General features: G+C 43.0%; 25 protein-coding genes. 16 read left to right on the top strand and 9 right to left on the bottom strand.

From position 1 onward, the window contains the following. Positions 1 to 54: 54 nt before the first annotated feature. Positions 55 to 195, bottom strand: a complete 141-nt coding sequence (locus tag AZ46_RS21980) for a hypothetical protein (protein ID WP_161781218.1) — start codon at positions 193 to 195, stop codon at positions 55 to 57. 136 nt (positions 196 to 331) lie between these two features. On the opposite strand from AZ46_RS21980, the gene AZ46_RS15070 reads away from it, so the two are divergent. The 14 genes from AZ46_RS15070 (at position 332) to AZ46_RS15010 (ending at position 12909) form a co-directional block, all read left to right on the top strand. Further along, a complete protein-coding gene (locus tag AZ46_RS15070) occupies positions 332 to 1603 on the top strand; it encodes a helix-turn-helix transcriptional regulator (RefSeq protein ID WP_029284063.1) in 1272 nt (423 codons plus the stop codon). A gap of 100 nt (positions 1604 to 1703) precedes the next feature. Further along, positions 1704 to 2936: an EAL and HDOD domain-containing protein gene (locus tag AZ46_RS15065; protein WP_029284061.1), complete on the top strand. Its 1233-nt coding sequence runs from the start codon at positions 1704 to 1706 to the stop codon at positions 2934 to 2936. 61 nt (positions 2937 to 2997) lie between these two features. Then, positions 2998 to 3900 (top strand): aldo/keto reductase, encoded by a 903-nt coding sequence (locus tag AZ46_RS15060; RefSeq protein ID WP_029284059.1) that lies wholly within the window; start codon positions 2998 to 3000, stop codon positions 3898 to 3900. A 91-nt stretch (positions 3901 to 3991) separates the two neighbouring features. Beyond that, positions 3992 to 4603 carry a pyroglutamyl-peptidase I gene (locus AZ46_RS15055; protein WP_412768602.1) on the top strand — a complete coding sequence of 204 codons (612 nt, stop codon included), beginning with the start codon at positions 3992 to 3994 and terminating at the stop codon, positions 4601 to 4603. Positions 4604 to 4716: 113 nt separating this feature from the next. Continuing rightward, positions 4717 to 4944, top strand: a complete 228-nt coding sequence (locus AZ46_RS15050; protein ID WP_029284055.1) for a hypothetical protein — start codon at positions 4717 to 4719, stop codon at positions 4942 to 4944. A gap of 228 nt (positions 4945 to 5172) precedes the next feature. Beyond that, a complete protein-coding gene (gene degQ, locus AZ46_RS15045) occupies positions 5173 to 5313 on the top strand; it encodes a degradation enzyme regulation protein DegQ (RefSeq protein ID WP_029284053.1) in 141 nt (46 codons plus the stop codon). A 146-nt stretch (positions 5314 to 5459) separates the two neighbouring features. Then, complete coding sequence (locus AZ46_RS15040; RefSeq protein ID WP_051827371.1) at positions 5460 to 6386, top strand: polyprenyl synthetase family protein; 927 nt, start codon at positions 5460 to 5462, stop codon at positions 6384 to 6386. A gap of 3 nt (positions 6387 to 6389) precedes the next feature. Next, positions 6390 to 6551: a competence pheromone ComX gene (gene comX / locus AZ46_RS21595; RefSeq protein WP_081870207.1), complete on the top strand. Its 162-nt coding sequence runs from the start codon at positions 6390 to 6392 to the stop codon at positions 6549 to 6551. Between the two features lie 1112 nt (positions 6552 to 7663). Beyond that, on the top strand, positions 7664 to 8896 hold the full coding sequence (locus AZ46_RS22380; RefSeq protein ID WP_235728227.1) for a sensor histidine kinase: 1233 nt from the start codon (positions 7664 to 7666) through the stop codon (positions 8894 to 8896). 80 nt (positions 8897 to 8976) lie between these two features. After that, positions 8977 to 9618 carry a response regulator transcription factor gene (locus AZ46_RS15030; RefSeq protein WP_029284047.1) on the top strand — a complete coding sequence of 214 codons (642 nt, stop codon included), beginning with the start codon at positions 8977 to 8979 and terminating at the stop codon, positions 9616 to 9618. Positions 9619 to 9888: 270 nt separating this feature from the next. Then, the gene (locus tag AZ46_RS15025) at positions 9889 to 10587 is read left to right on the top strand and encodes an SIMPL domain-containing protein (protein ID WP_029284045.1); all 699 of its coding nucleotides are present in this window, start codon (positions 9889 to 9891) and stop codon (positions 10585 to 10587) included. A gap of 260 nt (positions 10588 to 10847) precedes the next feature. Then, positions 10848 to 11909, top strand: a complete 1062-nt coding sequence (locus AZ46_RS15020) for a PQQ-dependent sugar dehydrogenase (protein WP_235728226.1) — start codon at positions 10848 to 10850, stop codon at positions 11907 to 11909. A gap of 13 nt (positions 11910 to 11922) precedes the next feature. Then, positions 11923 to 12315 carry a hotdog fold thioesterase gene (locus tag AZ46_RS15015; protein WP_029284041.1) on the top strand — a complete coding sequence of 131 codons (393 nt, stop codon included), beginning with the start codon at positions 11923 to 11925 and terminating at the stop codon, positions 12313 to 12315. Positions 12316 to 12339: 24 nt separating this feature from the next. Next, a complete protein-coding gene (locus AZ46_RS15010; RefSeq protein ID WP_029284039.1) occupies positions 12340 to 12909 on the top strand; it encodes a GNAT family N-acetyltransferase in 570 nt (189 codons plus the stop codon). Between the two features lie 46 nt (positions 12910 to 12955). On the opposite strand, the gene AZ46_RS15005 is transcribed toward AZ46_RS15010, so the two are convergent. The 8 genes from AZ46_RS15005 to AZ46_RS14970 are packed head-to-tail and all read right to left on the bottom strand — an operon-like array spanning position 12956 to position 19400. Next, on the bottom strand, positions 12956 to 13615 hold the full coding sequence (locus AZ46_RS15005) for a DNA alkylation repair protein (protein ID WP_029284037.1): 660 nt from the start codon (positions 13613 to 13615) through the stop codon (positions 12956 to 12958). A gap of 33 nt (positions 13616 to 13648) precedes the next feature. Further along, positions 13649 to 14014, bottom strand: a complete 366-nt coding sequence (gene mnhG, locus AZ46_RS15000; protein ID WP_029284035.1) for a monovalent cation/H(+) antiporter subunit G — start codon at positions 14012 to 14014, stop codon at positions 13649 to 13651. Next, the gene (locus AZ46_RS14995) at positions 13992 to 14282 is read right to left on the bottom strand and encodes a Na(+)/H(+) antiporter subunit F1 (protein ID WP_029284033.1); all 291 of its coding nucleotides are present in this window, start codon (positions 14280 to 14282) and stop codon (positions 13992 to 13994) included. Before AZ46_RS14995 ends, mnhG begins: the two co-directional genes overlap by 23 nt. Next, complete coding sequence (locus AZ46_RS14990; RefSeq protein ID WP_029284032.1) at positions 14282 to 14758, bottom strand: Na+/H+ antiporter subunit E; 477 nt, start codon at positions 14756 to 14758, stop codon at positions 14282 to 14284. The genes AZ46_RS14995 and AZ46_RS14990 overlap by 1 nt, the downstream gene beginning before the upstream one ends. Positions 14759 to 14763: 5 nt before the next feature. Beyond that, the gene (locus AZ46_RS14985; protein WP_029284031.1) at positions 14764 to 16245 is read right to left on the bottom strand and encodes a Na+/H+ antiporter subunit D; all 1482 of its coding nucleotides are present in this window, start codon (positions 16243 to 16245) and stop codon (positions 14764 to 14766) included. Beyond that, positions 16238 to 16579, bottom strand: coding sequence for a Na(+)/H(+) antiporter subunit C (locus AZ46_RS14980; RefSeq protein ID WP_029284030.1), 342 nt, complete (start codon positions 16577 to 16579; stop codon positions 16238 to 16240). Before AZ46_RS14980 ends, AZ46_RS14985 begins: the two co-directional genes overlap by 8 nt. Beyond that, positions 16579 to 17013 carry a Na(+)/H(+) antiporter subunit B gene (locus tag AZ46_RS14975; RefSeq protein WP_029284028.1) on the bottom strand — a complete coding sequence of 145 codons (435 nt, stop codon included), beginning with the start codon at positions 17011 to 17013 and terminating at the stop codon, positions 16579 to 16581. The genes AZ46_RS14980 and AZ46_RS14975 overlap by 1 nt, the downstream gene beginning before the upstream one ends. Next, entirely contained in the window at positions 17010 to 19400 is a 2391-nt protein-coding gene (locus tag AZ46_RS14970) for a Na+/H+ antiporter subunit A (RefSeq protein WP_029284026.1), read from the bottom strand. The genes AZ46_RS14975 and AZ46_RS14970 overlap by 4 nt, the downstream gene beginning before the upstream one ends. A gap of 216 nt (positions 19401 to 19616) precedes the next feature. Here AZ46_RS14970 and AZ46_RS14965 point away from each other — a divergent pair, with 216 nt between their 5' ends. Continuing rightward, entirely contained in the window at positions 19617 to 19844 is a 228-nt protein-coding gene (locus tag AZ46_RS14965; protein WP_029284024.1) for a hypothetical protein, read from the top strand. A gap of 417 nt (positions 19845 to 20261) precedes the next feature. Then, the gene (locus AZ46_RS14960; protein ID WP_029284022.1) at positions 20262 to 20819 is read left to right on the top strand and encodes a DUF5366 family protein; all 558 of its coding nucleotides are present in this window, start codon (positions 20262 to 20264) and stop codon (positions 20817 to 20819) included. Positions 20820 to 20822 lie beyond the last annotated feature (3 nt).

Below are 20822 nucleotides of genomic sequence, written 5' to 3'. Positions count from 1 at the left end.
ATTGGTTCACGTTCTGAAAAATATGGTTTAATAGATGAATATAAAACAATCAGCTCAGCTGTATTTTTCAGACTTGATGATTCTCGGCCATTCTTCGTCAGCCGTATGGACTTTATCATCTAATGCAGAAAAGCCTGCTGTAAGGATGGCTGCACCAAGTGCAAGATACAATAAATATTTGTTCCCTTTTTTCATGTTATGACCTCCAATGATTTATTTATTAAACATTTTAATAAAACTAACATTTTGTTATAATTAACTGACAATTCAAATATATACAACTATTCAATTTCTTGTCAAGACATAATCGACTTTTTTCAGGAGGGTAAGAATGAATACCGTTGGCTTAAAACTCAGGCATTTGAGAAAGAAACAAAAACTGACCCAAAGTGAGCTTGCAGCAGGCATTGTGAACAGAAGCTATATCAGCCAGCTTGAAAAAGGCATGGTGCAGCCATCGTATAAACTGCTGTTAAAGTTCAGTGAACGGCTTCAGTGTGATATTCATGATTTCTTTGAAGAGGAAAATAAAGCACTTCTTTCATTTGATATTAAAAAAGCGCTGTCAAATTTGGAGTTTGCTGTTATAAACGATGATTTTGCGGATGCTGAGGAGCATCTGAATGATATCGAAAAGAATCTGTCCGCTCTTAATCAGCGGGATCTTGCTCTTTATTATTTTTGTCAGGGGCGTATCCTGCAAAGTGTCAGACAGGACACGGATGGAGCAGTCACGGCTTTTGAAAAAAGCTATGAACTGTATTGTAATCTGCCATATTGCGAAGAACGGCTGAGAACGAGCAATGAACTCTCCTCTCTGCTGATTAATGAAGACCGCTTTTCCAAAGCATTTACATATTTAAATGAAGCGTATGATGATTCCATTGCCTTCAAGGCATCGGGAGTAGAAAAAATATCCCTGCTGAACAACCTTGGCCTTGCCCATGCTAAAAAGGGGGAGTACTACTCCGCCATCCGTTTTATTAAGCAGGCTCTTTCAGTCAGCAGCAAAACAGCCATCTATTTTCAGACAGGCATCGTCTACATGGTTCTTGGCTTATGCTACAGAAGGATGAGCCAGTATGAAGATGCAAAAGGCGCCTATTCAAAGGCACTTCTGTTTTTTGAGGGAACAGACGATCAGCTGAACCTGGCAGGAACATATACAAACCTGGGTATTTTAAGCAGATATACATCAGATGCAGAAAGTGCTGTCTCGTATCTAAAATCAGCTCATGACCTGTACAATCAGCTGGAAGACAGCAAAGGGATCCTAAATACCTTATTTGAACTTGCTGTTACTTATCAGGAGTCCGGAAAAGAGGAGCACGTTCTCAGCCTGTACAAATCATTCAACGAAGCGTATTCAGAGCCTTTTACCGATTATAAATTTAAATTTCTTCATCTGCTTGGCGATATGCATCAATCACGCGGGGAACTGACGGATGCTTTAAGATGTTATCATGAAATCCTTGATGAATCGGAAGCTGTTAACGACCGCTCAGTCATTAAGGATGCACTGAAAAAAGTGGCTGCGATTGCATGCGGCAGGCGCGATGAGAAAACGCTGTTTTACGTCACAGAAAAATACTTGGCACTTTAAAAAACTATCTACATAATTCGACAGCCCTGACTGCAGCTTTTGTGTACAATCGATATAGGTCAATTGTACTGATTGGTAAAAGGGCAAAGGGGTTGAACATATGAAGGTATTCGTAGCCAGGCAGCCGATTTTTGACAAAAAGGGTCAAAATGTTGCCTACGAATTACTTTACCGCAATGGAGATAAAAGTAACACATTCCCTAATATAGACGGGGACGAGGCAACAACAGATGTGATTGTAAACAGCTTTATAAATATCGGTCTTGAAGAACTGTCACAGGGGAAAAAATGTTTTATTAACTTTACAGAGAGCCTGCTAAAAATGAAGCTCCCAAGCTACTTCAATCCTAGTTCGATTGTAGTGGAGATCCTGGAAGATGTTCCTGTGACAGAAGAACTTGTCAGCATCTGCAGAGACTTGAAAAAGCAGGGGTATACAATTGCCCTGGATGATTTTAATGTTGTGCAGAATAACCTTCTGCTGAACAGGCTGCTTGCGTATATCGACATCATTAAAGTTGACCTGCTGCAGACAAGTCCTGCAGCCAGGAAAGAAATTATAGAGAGATACAAGCCATTCGGCGTTTCCTTTCTGGCTGAAAAAGTGGAAACACATGATGAATATGAGCAGGCCGTACGCGACGGATATGACTATTTTCAAGGGTACTTCTTCAGCAAGCCTGTTGTTTTGTCAAGCTATGATATTCCGATTTATATACAGGCCTATTTGCAGATTCTTCATGAGCTGTCAAAAACAGAGCCTGACATCGACACCATCACTGAACAAATTGAGCAGGATCTGTCTTTGTCATACAAGCTGCTCAAACTCATTAACTCTCCTGCATTCAGGCCAAGAAATAAAATAAAGTCCATAAAGCAGGCGATCGTTCTTCTCGGATTAAATGAAATAAAGAAATGGATTTACATTTTATCCATCAAAAACCTGAAAGGAAATCAAGATCCCATTCAGGAAGAAGTGATCCGTCTTTCTCTGCAGAGAGCAAAATTATGCGAAAAGCTTTCTGTTAAAATGGGCAAAACAGAACCATCTCTTTATATGCTCACGGGCATGTTTTCACTTGTAGACGCGCTCTTGCACCGCAGTCTTGATAAAGTGCTTGATGAACTTCCTTTATCAGACGACATACGGGATGCCATTCGGGGAAAACAGAATGAAATCCGGATTGTTTTGGACGCGGCTGTTAAAATTGAAACATTTAAATGGGAGGATTTGCCGCTGTCCCTTGATGAAATTGATGAATGCTACAGAGAGGCAATTGCCTGGTCAGCCCATCTGCTTGATGCAGACAAAGAAACGGCGAAAAGCGGCTGAAAGCCAATCGCTTTGAATTTATGTAAATGAGAGATACAATACGATAGAAAGGAGAATGATGATGCAGCGTATACAACTGACAGAAAACTTATCATTTTCAAGAATTGTTCATGGACTTTGGAGACTCTCTGACTGGAACATGTCAAATGAGGAAGTGCTTCAGCTGATCGAAGATTGCCTTGAAGCGGGAATTACAACATTCGACCATGCTGATATTTACGGAAACTACACATGTGAAAAACTCTTTGGCGACGCGCTTGCTCTTAAACCGGAGCTGCGGGAAAAAATGGAGATTGTCACGAAGTGCGGAATTAAACTTGTCTCTGACAACCGCCCGGATCATGGGATTAAATCATACGACACAAGTAAAGACCATATCCTGGCATCAGTGGATAAATCCCTGGAAAACTTCCGGACAGACTACATAGATGTTCTTCTGATCCACCGCCCTGATCCATATATGAACCCTGCTGAAGTGGCAGAAGCGTTTAAACAATTGAAAGAAGAAGGCAAAGTCCGTCATTTTGGCGTGTCTAATTTTAAGCGCTCTCAGCTTAAAATGCTTCAGTCCCATCTCGATTTTCCGCTTGTGACAAATCAAATCGAGCTTTCTGCTTATCAGCTTGAGAACTTCGAAGACGGCACTCTCGATCTTTGCCAGGAAGAGAGAATGGCGCCAATGGCGTGGTCGCCTCTTGCAGGCGGCAGCATTTTTTCTGCAGAAAATGAAAGAGCTGAAAACCTCCGCAGCACCCTTGAACGAATTGCCGGAGAAATTGGCGCAGACGGAATCGATGAAGTCCTTTATGCGTGGCTGATCAGCCATCCTGCAGGGATTATGCCGATTGTAGGCTCAGGTAAAATGAACAGAATTCAATCCGCGATCCGCGCTCTTGATCTCAAATTGACGCGCGAGCAATGGTTTGACATTCTTCAGGTGTCAATGGGACATGAAGTAGCGTGACCTAACCCGAAACCCTCTGCCTGACAGGCGGGGGGTTTTCTATGAACGAATAATGTGACAGAATCTTCTGATATAATAAGCCCGTGAGGAGATGATCCAGTTGAAAAAACTATTGCTGACAGGATTTGAACCATTCTTGGATTACTCGCTTAATCCGACAGCCGAAATTGCAAAGCGGCTTGACGGCGAGATCATAGGCAGCTGGAAAGTTGCAGGTGCTGTATTGCCTGTAGCATTTTCAAACACGTGGGAACAATGCCTCCTGCAGATTGAAAAGGAAAAGCCGGATGCCGTCATGCTGCTCGGTTTTGCTGCCGAAAGAGATAAAATTACGCCTGAAAGAGTGGCCATCAACTGTGCGGATGGAGATAAAGACAACGACGGAATTGTAAAGCAGGACGAATTGATAGAGAATGAGGGCCCTGCTGCGTTCTTCAGCACACTCCCAATCAGAAAATTTGTGAATGCACTTGAAAAAGACGGCATACCTGCAGGAATCTCCAATACAGCAGGAACATATCTATGCAACTACCTTATGTACCGCGTGTGCCATCACTTTGAATCGGCTGATCAAAAGGTTCCGGCAGGATTTATCCATATTCCTGCATCAGAAGAGCTTGCCCTGGAACTTGGTCATGTACCGGGGATGCCTCAGGAGAAATTAGCAGATGCAGTCAGAAAAATGATTGGCTGTTTGGACTGAGCGACTTTTTTGCAGAAAAATAAGAGCTGCTTCCAGGAAAATAAAGGAATGACCAATTTGATGTCGAAATAAGGTAATGTTCATTCTATTTTTAAAGGAGGTTCAACTCTCTCATGCGTGTGCAGCCATCCGTATATGTGCTGGATGATAAAACGGTTGCGGTGTTTTCGGTGGTTATCGGTGACAGTAAGGTTAAAATGGAGTGTTTGCTCTCAGAACAGGGAATTCTTGATTACACCTTGGAATTTAGCGGACCGATCGAAAAGAGAGAAGAACTGACAAAAATGGCCCTTCAGGAAGCAGAGTCCTATTATCTGCAGTCAATTAATACTGTAAAATAAATCACCCCATTCACATGGGGCTTTTTTCTGCCTTTTTTTTATAAATGAGATTGGACAGTGAACAAAAAAGACTACCAGCGCAAGTTGCGGTATCACGCACTGATTCTTTCGCATTATTTTCGGTGAAAATCCTTTTCATATCCTTTAAAATTTAAAGTAAGGAAAGATCAAAACACGTGTTTCGTTCACCATGCAGAATTTGATCTTTTACAGAGGAGTGTGGAAACGATGAAAAAGCACAACATTGAAGAGATAACTCAATTATTGAAACGTCTTGAAAAAGAAATTCAAGAAACGAAGCAGTCGCTGAGAATGATCAATAAAAGCATTGATAAGTATGATAAATACTCCTTTATAAACGTGTCATAAGACTTGGCTGAATGCAGCCGGGTCTTTTTTTTTACCCATTTAATGGGATTAACTGTTAAATGTTTTATATTTATGTAAAAAGATTGTTTTTAAGCTACTCAATTTGTCGCGAATATTGTAATATAATTTCGAAGGGGTGATTACATTTGGACTATAAATCTCTGATTCACCGTTTAAACACTGCAGTAACATCTCATATTGAGAACAAAAAATTGCTGCACCTTCTCCTTTCGTTCATAGAAGCGAAAAAGACCTTCCCTTTTGCCCAATTGACAAACCTGCACTATACAGCTTTTGGAGGGAAAGAGGACGAAGTTGTTCACCTGTCGGGTGCAGTTGAGCTTTTAGCTCTTTCATTCGACATTCTGGATGATCTCGAAGACCTAGACAATTTTGAAGAACCATGGATGAAGATTGATTCTTCGGTCGCCCTTAACGCTGCTACAGCCCTCTATACGGTCAGTCTGAAAATGGCTGATGAACTTCACAGCCCTTATAAAGGAATGATCATCAGCGTATTTCACCGTTTAGCCCTTCAGGCAATGGAAGGACAGCACGCCGATTTGGAGAATAGGATTGAAACCGAAGAAGAATGCACCTCCATGATCGAAAAAAAGTCAGGTTCCCTCGTAGCTCTCGCATCTGTAAGCGGAGCTATGCTCGCAACTGGAGAAGAGCAGGCAATTGTCGAAAAATATTCCTATCAAATAGGACTGGCTGCCCAAATTGAGAACGATTACCGTGACTTATTTCATCTGCATAAAAATGATTTGTCATCACAGAAAAAATCTTTGGCTCTCCTCTACATAAACAGGGAGTTTAATGAACATTCAAAAGAACTGAGCCGTTTTATCGCAGAAGGCAAGTCATATGAGGAGCAATACGGGGATGCAGCAGCATTCAAATCGAAATTGTTTCAATCTGGCGTCGTCCACTACCTCAATGTCATCAAACAAATTGCTCTTCAAAAAGCTTCAACTTTACTTGCCGAACTGCCCTTGCCGCAGCATCAAATTGAGCTTCTTAAGTCTCATTTGATCATAAATCAATCAGAAAATAAAAGGAGAGATTAATTCATGCAGGAAATCGTCAATTTTTTAGTAGAAAACCCTGAAATCGTTGAAAAAGTAGTAAACGGAGAAGCAAGCTTACTGGGTGTGAAAAATGTAGATGAAGTGTTAGGATTAGTTGAGGGGCTTTTAAATACAACTAGAACGACTAACTTATTCTGGTACTAGTCTCTACAAAATTTTAAGTAGGGTTTATTAAAATGCATTCTATTAATTTTAACAAGTTGTATATAGTTTCAATCATTTTCAGTTTTGTTTTAGTAACTTATTTCTTAACAATCAGCATTAAATATCCATATGTGGGTGCAAGTGTTAGATTCAATGACACAGATAAACTGGAAATAACTGTTATTGAGCCTAATACTTGGGCCTCAAAAGTGGGTCTTGAAATTGGAGATGTCGTTACTGGTATAAATAAATTGCCTGCAAATGAACATTATCCTGCAGTCAGATATGGCATGCTTGAACAGGTAGAGGAGCTCTCGATTATAAGAAACGGTAATCAGATGAGTTACAAAGTAAAGGATTCAATTATTAGTCATCAGAGTCTTTTTCTAGTTGTAATACCCACGATTACTTACATCCTTTGCTTATTCTGCAGCTATTATATATACAAAAGCAATAAAAAACTCAATCTTCAATCTGCTCTTCTTCTAAACTTCTTTCTTTTAATGATTGCGCTTGCTTACTTCAGTGGTACTGGTTCATCAAGAGGAGATGTGGTCAGTAGATATCTAAATTTAAGCTGTTTCTTGCTAGTACCAGTTAGTTATATCTTATTTTTATATTATTACTTCAAAGAACTTGGCCAAAAACTATTCTCAGAAAAGTTTTTGTATGCATCATTCGTTATTGTGGCCCTCAATATTATTGCTGAATTAAGCACAGAAACTGTTGATTTTTCATATGCTTTTTTCTATATATTTGTTAAGAATCTCAATTTAGCTTCTTTTGCTATTCTATTTATTTTAACCTTTGTTGTTAAGTTTGTTGGCTTAAAAAAAGTAAAATATTCCGCACAAGGGTATATTGTTAAAGTTCTAATCATCACTAATATTATAGCTTTCTCACCATTCGTATTATTGTATATACTTCCTTATATTTTTCTAAACAAACACATTTTCCCGCCTAACATATTAGCTGCGTTTCTTTTGCTAATACCGTTTTCGCTAGTCTACCAATTTTTAGCTACAAAGATATATGATATAGAATTCATACTAGGAAGAGTAAGGTATTATGCTTTGTTAGCCGTATTGCCAACAATAGTATGTGTAGGCATTATGTTGATTATTAAAGAAAATAGCCCTACCTTCTACCCCGTCAAACTTTCAATCTTCATATATATAACAATGCTGGTTGTCTTCTACATCAAAGAAATTCTCGATTTCCGCTTCCGGTTTAAGCGTTTTTCGGAGAAGTACAACTATCAGGACAGTATCTTTAAATATACGCAGAGCATCCGTAAAGCGAGCAAGCTGGATCAGGTCATCAGCGAGCTGAAAGAGGTTATTACAGATGTCCTGCTTGTCAGCAGGGCAAGCTATGTGGAAGTAAATAAAGATGGGGCTATTGTTTCGGTTGATATTCAGATGAAAGGGTCTGATTATCTCCTGTATGAAAAGGAAATAAGGAAAGCATCTCATGAGATCGGGAAGATTGTTGAAGTGGACAGGGGTTTTGTGATTAATGTGGGGGAGACAGACGAGCGCAGTTTTGTGATGGTCTGCCTGTCCATGCTCAATACGCCAAAGCTCAACAGGGATGAGATTTCATGGCTGAAGACCCTTTCTTTCTATACGAATATCTCCCTTGAAAACTTCCTTAAGATTGAAGAACTGATGAGCCATCTCCAGAAGATTAAAAGCGAAGGCAGCAATCCGGCCTGGCTGACTAAGGTGCTCTTTTCCATCGAGGAAAAACAGCGCTCTAATCTCGCTAAGGATCTGCATGATTCTGTTCTTCAGGATTTGATTTCACTGAAGCGCCAGTGTGAGCTGGCTCTGGCTGAGCTCCAGGCTGCCCCGGCTGTTTTTACGGACCAGCTTCAGGATATGAACAGTTCAATGACGAATATTATTAAAACGACCCGTGAAACCTGCCAGGAGCTCCGTCCGCAGCTGCTCTATGATTTGGGCCTCGTTAAGGCGCTTCAGAAGCTTGCTGCCCAGTACAATGAAACGGCACCGTTTGATGTCAGGCTTAATGCTGGCAATTTCACAAAATCGATTGATATTGACACCCAGCTGAACTTGTACCGAATTGTCCAGGAGCTTCTTACCAATGCAGGCAAGCATTCGAATGCCATGCATGTGCTGATTATGCTTGTCTGCATCAAGGATAAAATCGTTCTGCATTATGAGGATGATGGAATTGGCTTTGACCAGAACGAGCTGTACTCCAATCATCAGAGTATGGGGCTCTCTGGAATTGCTGAACGGGTTAAAGCGCTGAATGGCACTCACTCTATTGAGACGTCGAAGGGTAATGGGTTCAAATTCGTCGTAGAGATTTAAGTTGCATCTTCAGACTTGGCACAGGCCAGGTCTTTTTTATAGAATAGTAAGCAGAGGCAGTGGACAGAGAGGTTGATACAATGTTGCATATTTTAGTTGTGGACGATCATCCGGCAGTGCGTGAAGGAACAAAGGCCATTCTTGAAACCGATTCACAAGTGAAGGTTTCGTACCTGAATCCCCCTTACTCCAAAGATGTGATTCAGCACCTGAATTTTCAGGAGTATGATGTGATTCTTATGGATATGAACCTGGGAGACATAAACGGCATGGAGCTTTCCACTGAGATTATTAAGCACTCAGAGGATTGCAAAATTATTTTATATACAGGCTATGATGTAGAGGATTATTTTGAAGAAGCCATCAGGCTTGGCATTCATGGAGCAATAAGCAAAACAGAAACGAAAGAAAAAATTCTTTCTTCCATCCGGCATGCTCTTTCAGGGGATATTGTTGTTCCTTATTCCTATTTGAAATCCCTCATTCTTCAGCAAAAAAATAAAAGCAGTTCTGCTCATTCAGAGACTGAGACGCTGAATGAAAGAGAAAAAGCCATTCTCCAGGAGGTTGAACGCGGTTTAACCAACCAGGAAATTGCCGATAAGCTGCACTTGAGCAAGCGCTCGATCGAATATAGCCTTACTTCCATCTTTAATAAATTAAATGTCGGGTCAAGAACAGAAGCCGTTCTGATTTCCAAATCCGAAGGCATTATTGATTAGTGTGCAGAGCAGATCTGCACACTTTTTTGCAGGTTTATAGATATTTAAATGCTTAAAGTGTGAAATTAGTAGTGAGTTATCATCGTCCAGCTCCAGCGCCTAAATCCTCTGTCAGAACAAATCCGACATAAAAGTCAAAACCGGACTTTTTTGTCGGATTCTTATCTGCCTATCGGATCTGTTCAAGGCGCTTGCGCTTTTGTGATTATACGTTTTTTTCTCTGCATACAGTTAAATAGAACGCTAGCATGCTGAGGGGAGAATGAATGTATGTATCCAATGTACGGACAGCCTTACAATCCTGCATACCGTCATGCCTTAAAGGCGGATGAACGAAAAGCAAAAGGCGGAAGCACCCTGTCTGTAAGAGGGATGGGGAAGGTGGAGGCTGCGCCTGATACAGCCGTGCTGCAGCTTGCCGTTGTCACAATGGATAAGGATGTAACGGCCGCACAAGAAGAAAACAAGCGGCGGGTCAATCAGCTTATCAGGACACTTCAGGCCGAGGGAATTGATGAAAAACAAATTGAAACGATTTCCTATACCGTGTTCCCGCAATACGACTACACTGGAGGCTCTGAGCCGGTCCTGAAGGGCTATGAAGCGGTTAACACACTCTCTGTCAGAACACGGAACTTAGACACAATCGGCAGCATTTATGATGCGGCCTTCGCAAACGGAGCCAACCGGTCTGACTCGCTGCAGTTTTTTCTTTCTGATCAGCAGAAATGGATCAATCAGGCTCTTGATCTTGCGGCAAAGCAGGCACTAGAAAAGGCAGAAGCCATTTCACTGTCGTATCGGCTGAATTTAAACCGCACCCCGGTAAAAATTACAGAAGAATCAAGAGGGTTTTCACCTCTTTCCAAAGAATTAAGTCTTGGAGCGCAATCTTCCGGGCAGACACCCATTTTTGCAAGACAAATCGAGGTAACTGCTGAACTCGAGGTTGTTTTCTCCTATCATTAGCAAGTTTACAAACTTTATACTTTTTCTCAATATTTCCATCACATCCATCCGCTATGATTGACCTTAATTAAGATTATGAGCGTAAGTAAGCGCTTTCTATTAGGGGGATGGCAGCATGGATGTGACGGCGGTTTTACCGATTCTTGGTTTAATGGCGATTTATTTTTGCTTTGCTTTGGCAGCTCTTCGCAAATAGCAGAAGGGTGACGCGTGAATGATTGTTTCATTTCAGTTAAACTAGAGGTAAATGGAAATCAGAGGTGATCGTTCTGAGGAAATGGGTTGCAGTTGGTGCACTGATTTTTCTTGCCGGATGTCAGTCGGGTCAGGAAAGTCCAGAATCAGAAGCTGTTGTTCAGCAAGAGGGTCAGGGGGCTGAAAGTGTCTTGAAAGAGATGGATGTTCCATGGTCAATTAATGAACACAGCGGAACTTTTTATCTGAGCGAACGAAAAGGAAAGATTGTCAAGTGGGACAGCACATCCGGCAAAAAAGACGTTCAGAATGTTTCCTTTGACAAAAAAGTTCACCTGGAAGGGGAAGGCGGATTTCTCGGGCTGCAGCTTGCCCCGGACTTTGACAAAAGCAGACAGGCCTATGCTTACCATACATATAAGGATGGCGGAAGCATTAAGAACAGGATTGTTGTCATTGAGGAGCGGAACGGTGGATGGAAAGAGGTGCGTGTGCTGCTCGAAGATATTCCCGGTGCCCGTTTTCACAATGGCGGCCGGCTGAAGATCGGCCCTGACGACAAGCTGTACGCGACAGCTGGAGATGCTTTAACCCCGGAGCTTGCACAGGACAGGGAATCACTTGCAGGGAAGATTTTGAGACTCGAACTTGACGGCGCACTGCCTGATGACAATCCGTTCCCGGAATCATATGTGTACTCATATGGACACAGAAATCCGCAGGGGCTCGCATGGAGCGATAACGGGGAGATGTACAGTACGGAGCACGGCCAGTCTGCTCACGATGAGATCAACCGAATTATGCCAGGCAGGAATTATGGATGGCCTGTGATTGAAGGGGACGAGCAGCAGGAGGGGATGGAAACACCGTTTTTCCATACCGGCAGCGAGACATGGGCACCATCCGGCATCGCCTATAAGGATGACCGTCTGTACGTTGCTGCATTGTCCGGAAATGCTGTAAAAAGAGTGAATATAAATTCCCGCAAAGCAGCAAATGAAATGGATGGTTTCGGAAGGATGCGGGATGTGCTGGTAGCAGGCAGCGAGATCTATGCTATAACAAACAACCGCGATGGAAGAGGCAATCCGCGCCCTGGAGATGATCAGCTTCTGGTGAAAAAATAGAGGAGGAATCAGGATGGAATACAACGTTGAAAATACACTGCTTAACTCGCTTGGAATCGACATTAAAAGCATTACAAATGACGGAGTTGTGGCGACAATGCCGGTGGATGATCGGACAAGACAGCCATTTGGCATCCTGCATGGCGGGGCTTCTGTCGCGCTTGCAGAAACCGTTGCGAGCATTGGCGCATATCACTTGATCGATCAGGAAACGGAAATGTGTGTGGGACTTGAGATTAATGCAAACCACATCAGAGGCAAGCAGGACGGCACAGTGACTGCTCACGCTGTTCCTGTTCACAGAGGGAAAACAACGATGGTCTGGGAAATCAAAATAGTCGATGAAAGAGAAAGCCTGATCTGCATTTCAAGATGCACGATGGCTGTGTTAAAAAAGAAAGCATAAGCGGCAGACAAAGGGGAAGAAGAGATGAAAACACCGGCAGAGTTTCCGGTTTTGTTCACGGACCGTTTTACATTAAGAAAACTTGAAGAACGGGATGCAGAAGCTGTATTTTCGTATTTTTCAAAGGACGAAGTCACAAGGTATTATGATTTGGAAAGCTTTACAGACCTAGATCAGGCGCTGGAAATCATCAGCCGCTGGGCTGAAAGATTCGGTAAAAATGAGGGGTACAGATGGGGCATTGCAGAAACAGCAACCGATAAAATTATAGGAAGCTGCGGCTATCACAATTGGGATAAAGAACATTATAAAGCTGAAATCGGTTTTGAGCTGCATCCGGACTACTGGAGAAAAGGCGTGATGAGTGAAGTGCTTAAACCTGTCATTGCCTTTGGATACAACGAAATGAATGTAAACCGCATTGAAGCATTTTATGATCCTGACAATCTCGCATCCAAATCCTGCCTTGAAAAAGCCGGCTTCATTTTTGAAGGAGTTTTGAGACAGGCCGCCTATGAAAAAGGCGTATTCTGTGATGCAGCAGTGTGCTCCATGCTGCGGGATGAATATATGAAAAAACAGAGCCTTTTATAGAAGGGCTCTGTTTTTTTTGGTGCTACGCTGCTGGATCATGATCATATTACTGAACATATTTCAGTCCTTCGCGCCTGCTTAGCGGGGCAAGAGGATGGTTCTCCGCAAACGCTTTGACAGATGCGGGAGCTGTTTTTGAATATTCTCTGAGCGCCCATCCGATTGCTTTTTGAATAAAAAATTCTTTCGAAGATGAGTTTTGTGAAATCACACGGTAGAGCCAGGCTTCGTCTGTATTTGCTTTATATTTCAGCTGATGCAGAATTGCGGTTCTGACCAGCCAGATGTTTTCCGATTCGGCCCATTCATCTAAGTATCTTTCACGTAAGGAAGGCTCTTTCTTTACAAGTGGACCAATGATGTTTGAGGCAATCAGGTCCACAGTATCCCACCATGATTCAGTCGTGATTGCCGTTTTAAGCCACACCATATCTTTTCCGCAGAGCTGCTTTTTATTGCGCTCCAGCATATCCACGGCTGCATACTGGAGTTCTCTCTCTTCAAATGCCCAAAGCTTTAAAATGGCATCTTCAAGAGAGGCTGGATTTCCGTGTTTTCTAAGAAATTGTTTTGTGAGTTCTTTTCTCTCGGGAGACCTGATTCCAAAGAATTGAAACTGGCCGCGCATATAAGCTGACATTAGGTGAGCCTTTTCCGCGTCGGCATGCTCCCGAAAGAGTTTTCGCAGGTCTTCAGCATAATCCATCGTGCAGTCCTATAGAAAAAGGATGAGAGCGTCTCATCCTTTAACCCCTTCTTTTTTTCTGTCTGCTTCTAAATCATCCTGAACGCTTTTTTCCCAAAGCGGCACCTTCGTATTGTAGGCTGCCCGCATAATAAGGTGGCCAGCAACAGGAGCTGTCATAAAGACAAAGATAATCCCGAGAATGATCCGGGCATTCATATGGCCTTCAATCAGCCAGAAGTAGAAAAACACGCCGAGCAATATGCTGATTACTCCAAGTGTGGCGCTTTTTGATGCGGCATGATTGCGTGTATAGGCATCAGGCAGGCGCACAACACCGTATGCCGCTACCAGGCTTAAAAGAGCACCCTGAAGCACAAAATAGCCTGTAATGAACTTAGCGATGACGATTGCGGTCATTTTCGATGATCTCTCCCTTCTCAAGGAACTTGGCAAAAGCCACAGTGCCTATGAAGGTCAAAATGCCGAGCAGCAGAATGACTTCCAGGAAGGCATTTGTACGCAGCATGACAGAGATGATGGCCGTAATGCCGATCAAGTTGATGCCGATTGCATCAAGGGCAATGACCCTGTCAGGCACAGACGGCCCTTTAATCAGCCTGTACAAATACAGGATGGTTGAAACGGCAATGATGAGCAGGGATATTCTGAGCACCAAATCAAGCATCAGCGGCTCACCTCCTGTATCGCTTTTTCAAACGTATTTTTAATATCGTTTCTTGCTTCTTCCGCATCCCCAAGATCCATCGCATGGATATAAAGGAAGCGGTTATCCTCTGAAATCTCTACAACGAGTGTTCCGGGAGTCAGCGTAATTAAATTTGCCAGAATGGTAATTTCCCAGTCCTTTTTCAGCTCTGTTTCAAGCTTAAAAATGCCGGGACGGGCATTTATTTTCGGTGCAAGCACCACTTTTAAAACAGCAAGGTTGGACATAATCAGTTCACGGTTGAAAATGTAGATCAGCTTTAAAACGGCACCGACGTTCCATAAGTAGAAACGGCGGGCAAAAAAGCGCCGCAGCGCAAAAATCATAAGCAGACCGAAGAAATAGCCGTTGAAAAAGTCCTGTGCTGCATATTGCCCTTTTAAAAACATCCAGAGAAACGCAACGAAAAAATTCAGCAAAATTTGAAAGGCCATATCATCTACTCCTTCAGCACGGCTTGAATATAGATTGACGGATCAAGCAGCGTTTCTGCAGCTTGAGTGATATAAGGTGCAGCAGCTTCTGTACCGAGTCCGAATGCAGCGGACAGAGCGATCAGGATGGCAATTGGATAGAGCAGTCCTTTTGTGGACCCTTTCTCTTCTTCCTTGGAAAGCTTTACTTCGCCCCAGAATCCATGAATAAAAATCTTCATGATGGAGTAGAGAACAAGCAGACTGGACAAAAGAACAAATAAAGCGAAGACATATTCTCCGGCCTCAAATCCGCCCTGGACAATTTTCAGCTTTCCGATAAATCCGCTCAGCGGAGGAATGCCTGCCAGGGAAATAGCCCCGATGAAGAACAGCCATCCAAGGAGAGGGTGATGTTTCAGCAGTCCGCCCATTTGCCTCAGATCGCTCGTGCCGGTAATGACAATCATCACACCTGCAAGCATAAAGAGTGCGCCTTTGATAATCATGTCGTGAATAAGATAATAGATGGCCCCTTCGATTCCAGGAGAATTGAAGACGGCTACACCAAACAAGATAACGCCGACGGCAACGATAATATTGTAAATGACAATTTTATCTACGTCCCAATAGGCAATGGCTCCAATGACCCCAAACAGAATCGTAAGGACGGAAAGCCAGGCCAGGATTTGGTGCGTGTAGCCTGTATCGTGAATGAATATGAGTGTATAAACTCTTGTAATCGCATAAACCCCGACCTTCGTCAAAAGCGCTCCAAACAGCGCGGTAACGGCGGCTGGCGGTGCCTTGTAGGAACCAGGCATCCAGAAGTAGAGAGGGAAGATCGCGCCTTTCATTCCGAAAACGACTAAAAACAGAATCGCAATGACTGTCAGCAGTCCTGTCTGCCCGTTCTCTGCAATTTTCTGCCCGAGGTCCGCCATGTTAAGCGTTCCTGTTACCGCATAAAGGTAAGCCACCGTAATGACAAACAAAGCAGATGAAACAATGTTAACCAGAATATATTTAATGGATTCTCTAAGCTGCGGCTTTGTTCCTCCGAGCACAATAAGAACATAAGAACTCATAAGCATCACTTCAAAGAAAACGAACAGATTGAAAATGTCGCCAGTCAAAAAGGCGCCTGTAACTCCGGTTAAAAGAAACTGTACGGCCGAATAAAAATAGAAGCGCTCTCTCTCAGGTCCGATTGTCCGGAAGGCGAACAGAATGGAAGTGAGTCCAATAATGCTTGTCGCAAGAACGAGGAGGCTTGCGAACATGTCCGCAACAAAAACAATTCCGTAAGGCGGAGCCCAGCTGCCGATTTCAACTGTCAGGATACCGTTTGTTCTGACTTCCTGGACAAGCATGGCAGACATGACTACTGCCAAAACGGAAGCAATCACGCTCAGCCATTTTTGTATAGTGATATATTTGTTGAAAAAAATTAAAAGTATGCCTGCCAATAAAGGAACAATAAGAGGCAGCATCACGATATTATTCATTATGATCATTTCCCCTTAACTGATCCATATTATCGCTTCCAAGCTCCTGATAGGCTCTGTATGCCATAACAAGGAAAAAGGAAGTAACACCGAAACTGATGACAATTGCAGTCAAAATCAATGCCTGCGGCAGCGGATCGACATAGGAGGACGCCTCTTCGCCAAGCAAAGGAGCTGCTCCTTTTTTCAGCCCGCCCATCGTCAGGATCAGAAGGTGGGCGCCGTGGCTTAACAGCCCTGTGCCGATAATAATCCGCAGCAGACTTTTTGAAAGCATTAAATACGTTGCAGCCATAAACAAAATACCAACGACGATCGACATTAAAATTTCCATTATTCCGTCTCTCCAATCGTCTGAATAATGGTCAGAGTCACCCCGATAACGACGAGGTACACCCCGAGGTCAAACAGAACGGCAGTGGCAAGCTCTGTATCACCGAGCAGCGGGAGGTGAACATGCCCGAACGTATGGGACAAAAACGGAACGCCGAAAAAGAAAGAGCCGACACCTGTGAGAACAGCGATCAAAAGTCCCGCCGCCGCCATGTGAATATAGTTTACAGGGAGTATGCCCACTACTGTTTTTACATCGTACGCAAGCAGAAGAAGGACAATTGCAGAGGACGTCATGAGTCCTCCGACGAAACCTCCTCCGGGCGTATAGTGACCTGCGAAAAAGAGGTAAATCGAAAAGATGACAATGATGAAAAACACGACTTTCGTTATGGTCTGAAGGATCACATCATTTGTCTTTATTTTTGAATTCATCCTTCCTCCCCCTTTGCCATGCGAAGTTTTACCATTCCATAGATTCCAAGTGCAGCAATGCAGAGAACAGCTATTTCAAACAGCGTATCAAATCCGCGGAAATCTACAAGAATTACGTTGACCATGTTCTTTCCGCCGGCAAGCTTGTAGCTGTTTTCAATAAAGTAGGAAGAAATCGTTTCTCCTGCTCTGCTGCTGTTTGCAGAGATAGCCACCAGTGTGACAGTAAGTCCCACACCCAGTGAAATAAGGAAATTAACCAGCCTGAAGCTGAGCTTTTTCTCCCGCTTTTTGAATTTCGGAAGGAAATAGAAACAAAGCAGGAAGAGTGCAACAGAAACTGTTTCAATGACAAGTTGGGTCAATGCGAGATCCGGTGCGCGGAACAGCACAAAGAATAACGCCAAACTGTATCCGACAGAACCGAGTGCAATAATCGCTGTAAGTCTTGATTTGGAAAATAGGATGGTCACGGTTCCGAGCACCATGGCAAGTGCCAGAACAACTTCATAGATCCCGATTTCAGCCGTACCGTCAAGAGTAAACGCAAATCCGCCTTTAACAGCCATCGTTCCGAGCGTAATCACAATCAGGAACACAAAGATGTAGGCAAGATAGTCGCGGATAAATCCGGTCATATAAAAGCGGGTGAAACTGTTTGAAAAACGTTCCATGCCGTTTATTGATGCGTCATACAATTTGTTGAGTGCGAGCTTCTTCGGGAACAGATCATACACTTTTCTCCATTTTCCAAGAGTTAAGTAGAGAAGGGTTCCAATCAAGATCACGCCGATTGTCATGAACAGCTCGGGCGTAGGACCGTGCCAGAAGTAAATATGCACTTTAAACTGTTTTCCTTCAGGGAGAAGCGAAGGCAGAATAGATTCCACTGCCGGCTCAATTAACGTGTAGGAAAGCAGGTTCGGGAAAAAACCGAATATAACAACGAGTGAAGCTAAAATAATCGGCGGGATCAGCATGCCGATCGGCGCTTCATGCGGCTTTCGCTCAAGTTTTTCAAGCTGGGCAGGGCCGGTAAACGTCTTGAAAACAAGAACCATGCTGTACAGGAATGTAAAGACGCTTGCAATCCAGGCAAGAACAGGGAAAAGCAGACCCCACGTATCAGCGTTGAAAATATCCATCTTCGTGACATGAATCATGCCTGTAAAGAACATCTCTTTACTTAAGAAACCATTAAACGGCGGCAGGCCGGCCATCGAGAAGGCACCAATAACCGCAATGGTAAATGTAATCGGCATAAAGCTCATCAAGCCGCCAAGTTTCCGGATGTCACGCGTGCCTGTTTCATGGTCAACAATACCTGCGACCATGAACAAACTGCCTTTAAACGTGGCATGGTTGATTAAGTGGAAAATGGCCGCAACCGTTGCAATGGTAAAGTAATTATCATCAAGCGAATCATAATGCAGCGCTGCCGCACCGACTCCAAGCAGGGACATAATTAATCCGAGCTGACTGACCGTTGAAAACGCAAGAATGGCCTTTAAATCAGTCTGCTTGACCGCGTTCAGCGATCCCCAGAAAAGAGTCACGATTCCAAACAGGGAAACAAGCCAGAACCATTCGGGAGTAAGCGCAAAAACAGGGCTGAACCTTGCGACAAGATAAATACCTGCTTTTACCATCGTGGCTGAGTGCAGGTAAGCGCTGACCGGAGTCGGCGCTTCCATCGCATCAGGAAGCCAGATGTAAAATGGAAATTGTGCCGATTTTGTAAATGCCCCGAGAAGCACAAGAACAAGTGCCAGAATGAAAAGCGGATTGGCCATCATTTGAGGAACAGCATCAATCATTCCGCGAATACTGAATGTGCCGGACATTAAATAAAGCAGCACAAAGCCTCCGAGCATGGCAAGACCGCCGAATACAGTAATCAGCATCGACTTCAGCGCGCCATACCTTGATTTTTCTCTGTGGTACCAATAGCCGATCAAAAGGAAAGAAGAAAGGCTCGTAAATTCCCAGAACGTATAAAGAACGATGACGTTGTCAGATAGAACCACACCGAGCATGGCCCCCATAAACATCAGCAAATATACGTAAAAATGATTTAATTTTTCTTTCTCTTTGGATAAATAATAAATGGAGTACAGGACAACGAGCGCTCCGATTCCTGTAATCAGCAAAGCAAAAAGCAATCCAAGTCCGTCTACATATGCCGTGAAGTTAATTCCAAGAGACGGAATCCATTTCACAGTTGATGTCACGGTCTCACCGATAAAGCTCAGAAAATAGCCAAATAAAACAACAGGCAGAATAAGGACGAACCAGCCTGTATGTATGTTTCTGAAATATTTATAAAGGAAGGGTATCAGAATGGCCAGAAGAAATGGTGAGATGATAGCCGCATGCAATAACGTCATTTTTGAACCTCCTTACAATAAAATTTCACGGTCATAAGACCCTAAATGCAATTATAACGTAAAAATTTCGATCGTGCATTTCTCACACATCTAGTATTAACCAGCTTTTCATGTTCTATTAAATAAGAAGAGAAAGCTAAAATCAGGCAAAAAATAACGGGATTTTTTTGTATAGCACAGGGAGAGAATGAGAAACCTATTGCTGAGGTGATCCATATGCTGAAAAAGAAGATCATCACGGCATCCGCATTGTTTTCCGTTCTTTTTGCCGCCGCATGGGCTGCAAACGAATCAGCAGAACAGCCTTTTTACAATCCCGTATACCAATCCGAGAGCGATTCTGAATGGTCTGAAAAACAGGAGCCGTTCTATTTATCCAACGAAGAAAAACGGATGCTTGAAAAATTCAAACCAAGAGAATATATCAGAATCGTCAATAAGTAAACGAAACCGTCTGGATCAGGCGGTTTCGTTTGCGTGTTCTATTCTGATTTGGTTTGAAATAAATCAATACATTAGCTCGGATCAGTAATTGCGGTTTAACTTCAAGCTATAATTGGACAGCCGGCAAAAACTGAAGCTTTACAACCAAGAATTGTGGTATTACAACCAACAATAGAAGTATTACTACCAACTATTTTGAGATTACAGCCAACAATCCTGGTTTTATAACCAACTTCATAATTTTACTGTCAGTAACCGAAATTCAACTGTCAGCCCCGTATTATGCTGCTGACTAAGATAAGGGCATCAATCAGACAGCCAAACGCCGTCAGCTGTCATTTTTCCATTTCCTTCTTGTCACCCGGACCTCATTCGTTCATACTAAATGAGTATTCTGACGGATTAGGAGATTATGGAATGAAAAATACGTATTTCACCAGCTACTTCCCCCTAATCGCTATTCTTCTTTTCAGCACATCGCTTTCCATTTCAACTGTTTCTGAAATTGTAGGGCTGCTGAAGAGGCTTGGCGTATACGGCGGGATGCTGGAGTTCTTTTCAGAGAGCGGCATTAAGCTTGCTCTTTTCACGGTCTTTGCCCTTATCTATTTTATGGTTTTTTCTGCCCTTAAGCTGATCTCTGATACCGTGACAGAGCTGTCCCTTCTGTTTTTCTCAAAGGATGCTGAGGGGGAGAGCCTGAAAAAAATCAGGCTCGGTTCTGCCTTTTACCTGGCAGGAGGCGGAGTATCTCTGCTGCTTGTTCAATTTGGCGCAGCGATTATTGCGGTTTTCCTGCTTGCAACGGTCTGCTACTTCATTTTTGCCGTGTATCAGTTCAGTTTTTTCCTGACATCCTTTTCGCTGATTGGCCTTGTTCTGTTTCACGTACTGTTCTGGTCCGTTTTTTTGTTCGGTATTCTTTATATTTGCATGAAGCTGTATAACAGCCTTTTGGCGAGTCTGCCAATTTAAAGC

The sequence above is a fragment of the Metabacillus indicus LMG 22858 genome (assembly GCF_000708755.2).
Taxonomy (GTDB): Bacteria; Bacillota; Bacilli; order Bacillales; family Bacillaceae; genus Bacillus_P; species Bacillus_P indicus.
The sequence above is the reverse complement of the archived record's forward strand: the minus strand, read 5'-3'. Positions and strand labels throughout refer to the sequence as shown.

Coding starts and splice junctions, on each gene's coding strand:
- AZ46_RS21980 (WP_161781218.1), bottom strand. CDS start 195: ATGAAAAAAGGGAACAAATATTTATTGTATCTTGCACTTGGTGCAGCC.
- AZ46_RS15070 (WP_029284063.1), top strand. CDS start 332: ATGAATACCGTTGGCTTAAAACTCAGGCATTTGAGAAAGAAACAAAAA.
- AZ46_RS15065 (WP_029284061.1), top strand. CDS start 1,704: ATGAAGGTATTCGTAGCCAGGCAGCCGATTTTTGACAAAAAGGGTCAA.
- AZ46_RS15060 (WP_029284059.1), top strand. CDS start 2,998: ATGCAGCGTATACAACTGACAGAAAACTTATCATTTTCAAGAATTGTT.
- AZ46_RS15055 (WP_412768602.1), top strand. CDS start 3,992: ATGATCCAGTTGAAAAAACTATTGCTGACAGGATTTGAACCATTCTTG.
- AZ46_RS15050 (WP_029284055.1), top strand. CDS start 4,717: ATGCGTGTGCAGCCATCCGTATATGTGCTGGATGATAAAACGGTTGCG.
- degQ (WP_029284053.1), top strand. CDS start 5,173: ATGAAAAAGCACAACATTGAAGAGATAACTCAATTATTGAAACGTCTT.
- comX (WP_081870207.1), top strand. CDS start 6,390: ATGCAGGAAATCGTCAATTTTTTAGTAGAAAACCCTGAAATCGTTGAA.
- AZ46_RS22380 (WP_235728227.1), top strand. CDS start 7,664: ATGTTGATTATTAAAGAAAATAGCCCTACCTTCTACCCCGTCAAACTT.
- AZ46_RS15030 (WP_029284047.1), top strand. CDS start 8,977: ATGTTGCATATTTTAGTTGTGGACGATCATCCGGCAGTGCGTGAAGGA.
- AZ46_RS15025 (WP_029284045.1), top strand. CDS start 9,889: ATGTATCCAATGTACGGACAGCCTTACAATCCTGCATACCGTCATGCC.
- AZ46_RS15015 (WP_029284041.1), top strand. CDS start 11,923: ATGGAATACAACGTTGAAAATACACTGCTTAACTCGCTTGGAATCGAC.
- AZ46_RS15010 (WP_029284039.1), top strand. CDS start 12,340: ATGAAAACACCGGCAGAGTTTCCGGTTTTGTTCACGGACCGTTTTACA.
- AZ46_RS15005 (WP_029284037.1), bottom strand. CDS start 13,615: ATGGATTATGCTGAAGACCTGCGAAAACTCTTTCGGGAGCATGCCGAC.
- mnhG (WP_029284035.1), bottom strand. CDS start 14,014: ATGACCGCAATCGTCATCGCTAAGTTCATTACAGGCTATTTTGTGCTT.
- AZ46_RS14995 (WP_029284033.1), bottom strand. CDS start 14,282: ATGCTTGATTTGGTGCTCAGAATATCCCTGCTCATCATTGCCGTTTCA.
- AZ46_RS14990 (WP_029284032.1), bottom strand. CDS start 14,758: ATGGCCTTTCAAATTTTGCTGAATTTTTTCGTTGCGTTTCTCTGGATG.
- AZ46_RS14985 (WP_029284031.1), bottom strand. CDS start 16,245: ATGAATAATATCGTGATGCTGCCTCTTATTGTTCCTTTATTGGCAGGC.
- AZ46_RS14980 (WP_029284030.1), bottom strand. CDS start 16,579: ATGGAAATTTTAATGTCGATCGTCGTTGGTATTTTGTTTATGGCTGCA.
- AZ46_RS14975 (WP_029284028.1), bottom strand. CDS start 17,013: ATGAATTCAAAAATAAAGACAAATGATGTGATCCTTCAGACCATAACG.
- AZ46_RS14970 (WP_029284026.1), bottom strand. CDS start 19,400: ATGACGTTATTGCATGCGGCTATCATCTCACCATTTCTTCTGGCCATT.
- AZ46_RS14965 (WP_029284024.1), top strand. CDS start 19,617: ATGCTGAAAAAGAAGATCATCACGGCATCCGCATTGTTTTCCGTTCTT.
- AZ46_RS14960 (WP_029284022.1), top strand. CDS start 20,262: ATGAAAAATACGTATTTCACCAGCTACTTCCCCCTAATCGCTATTCTT.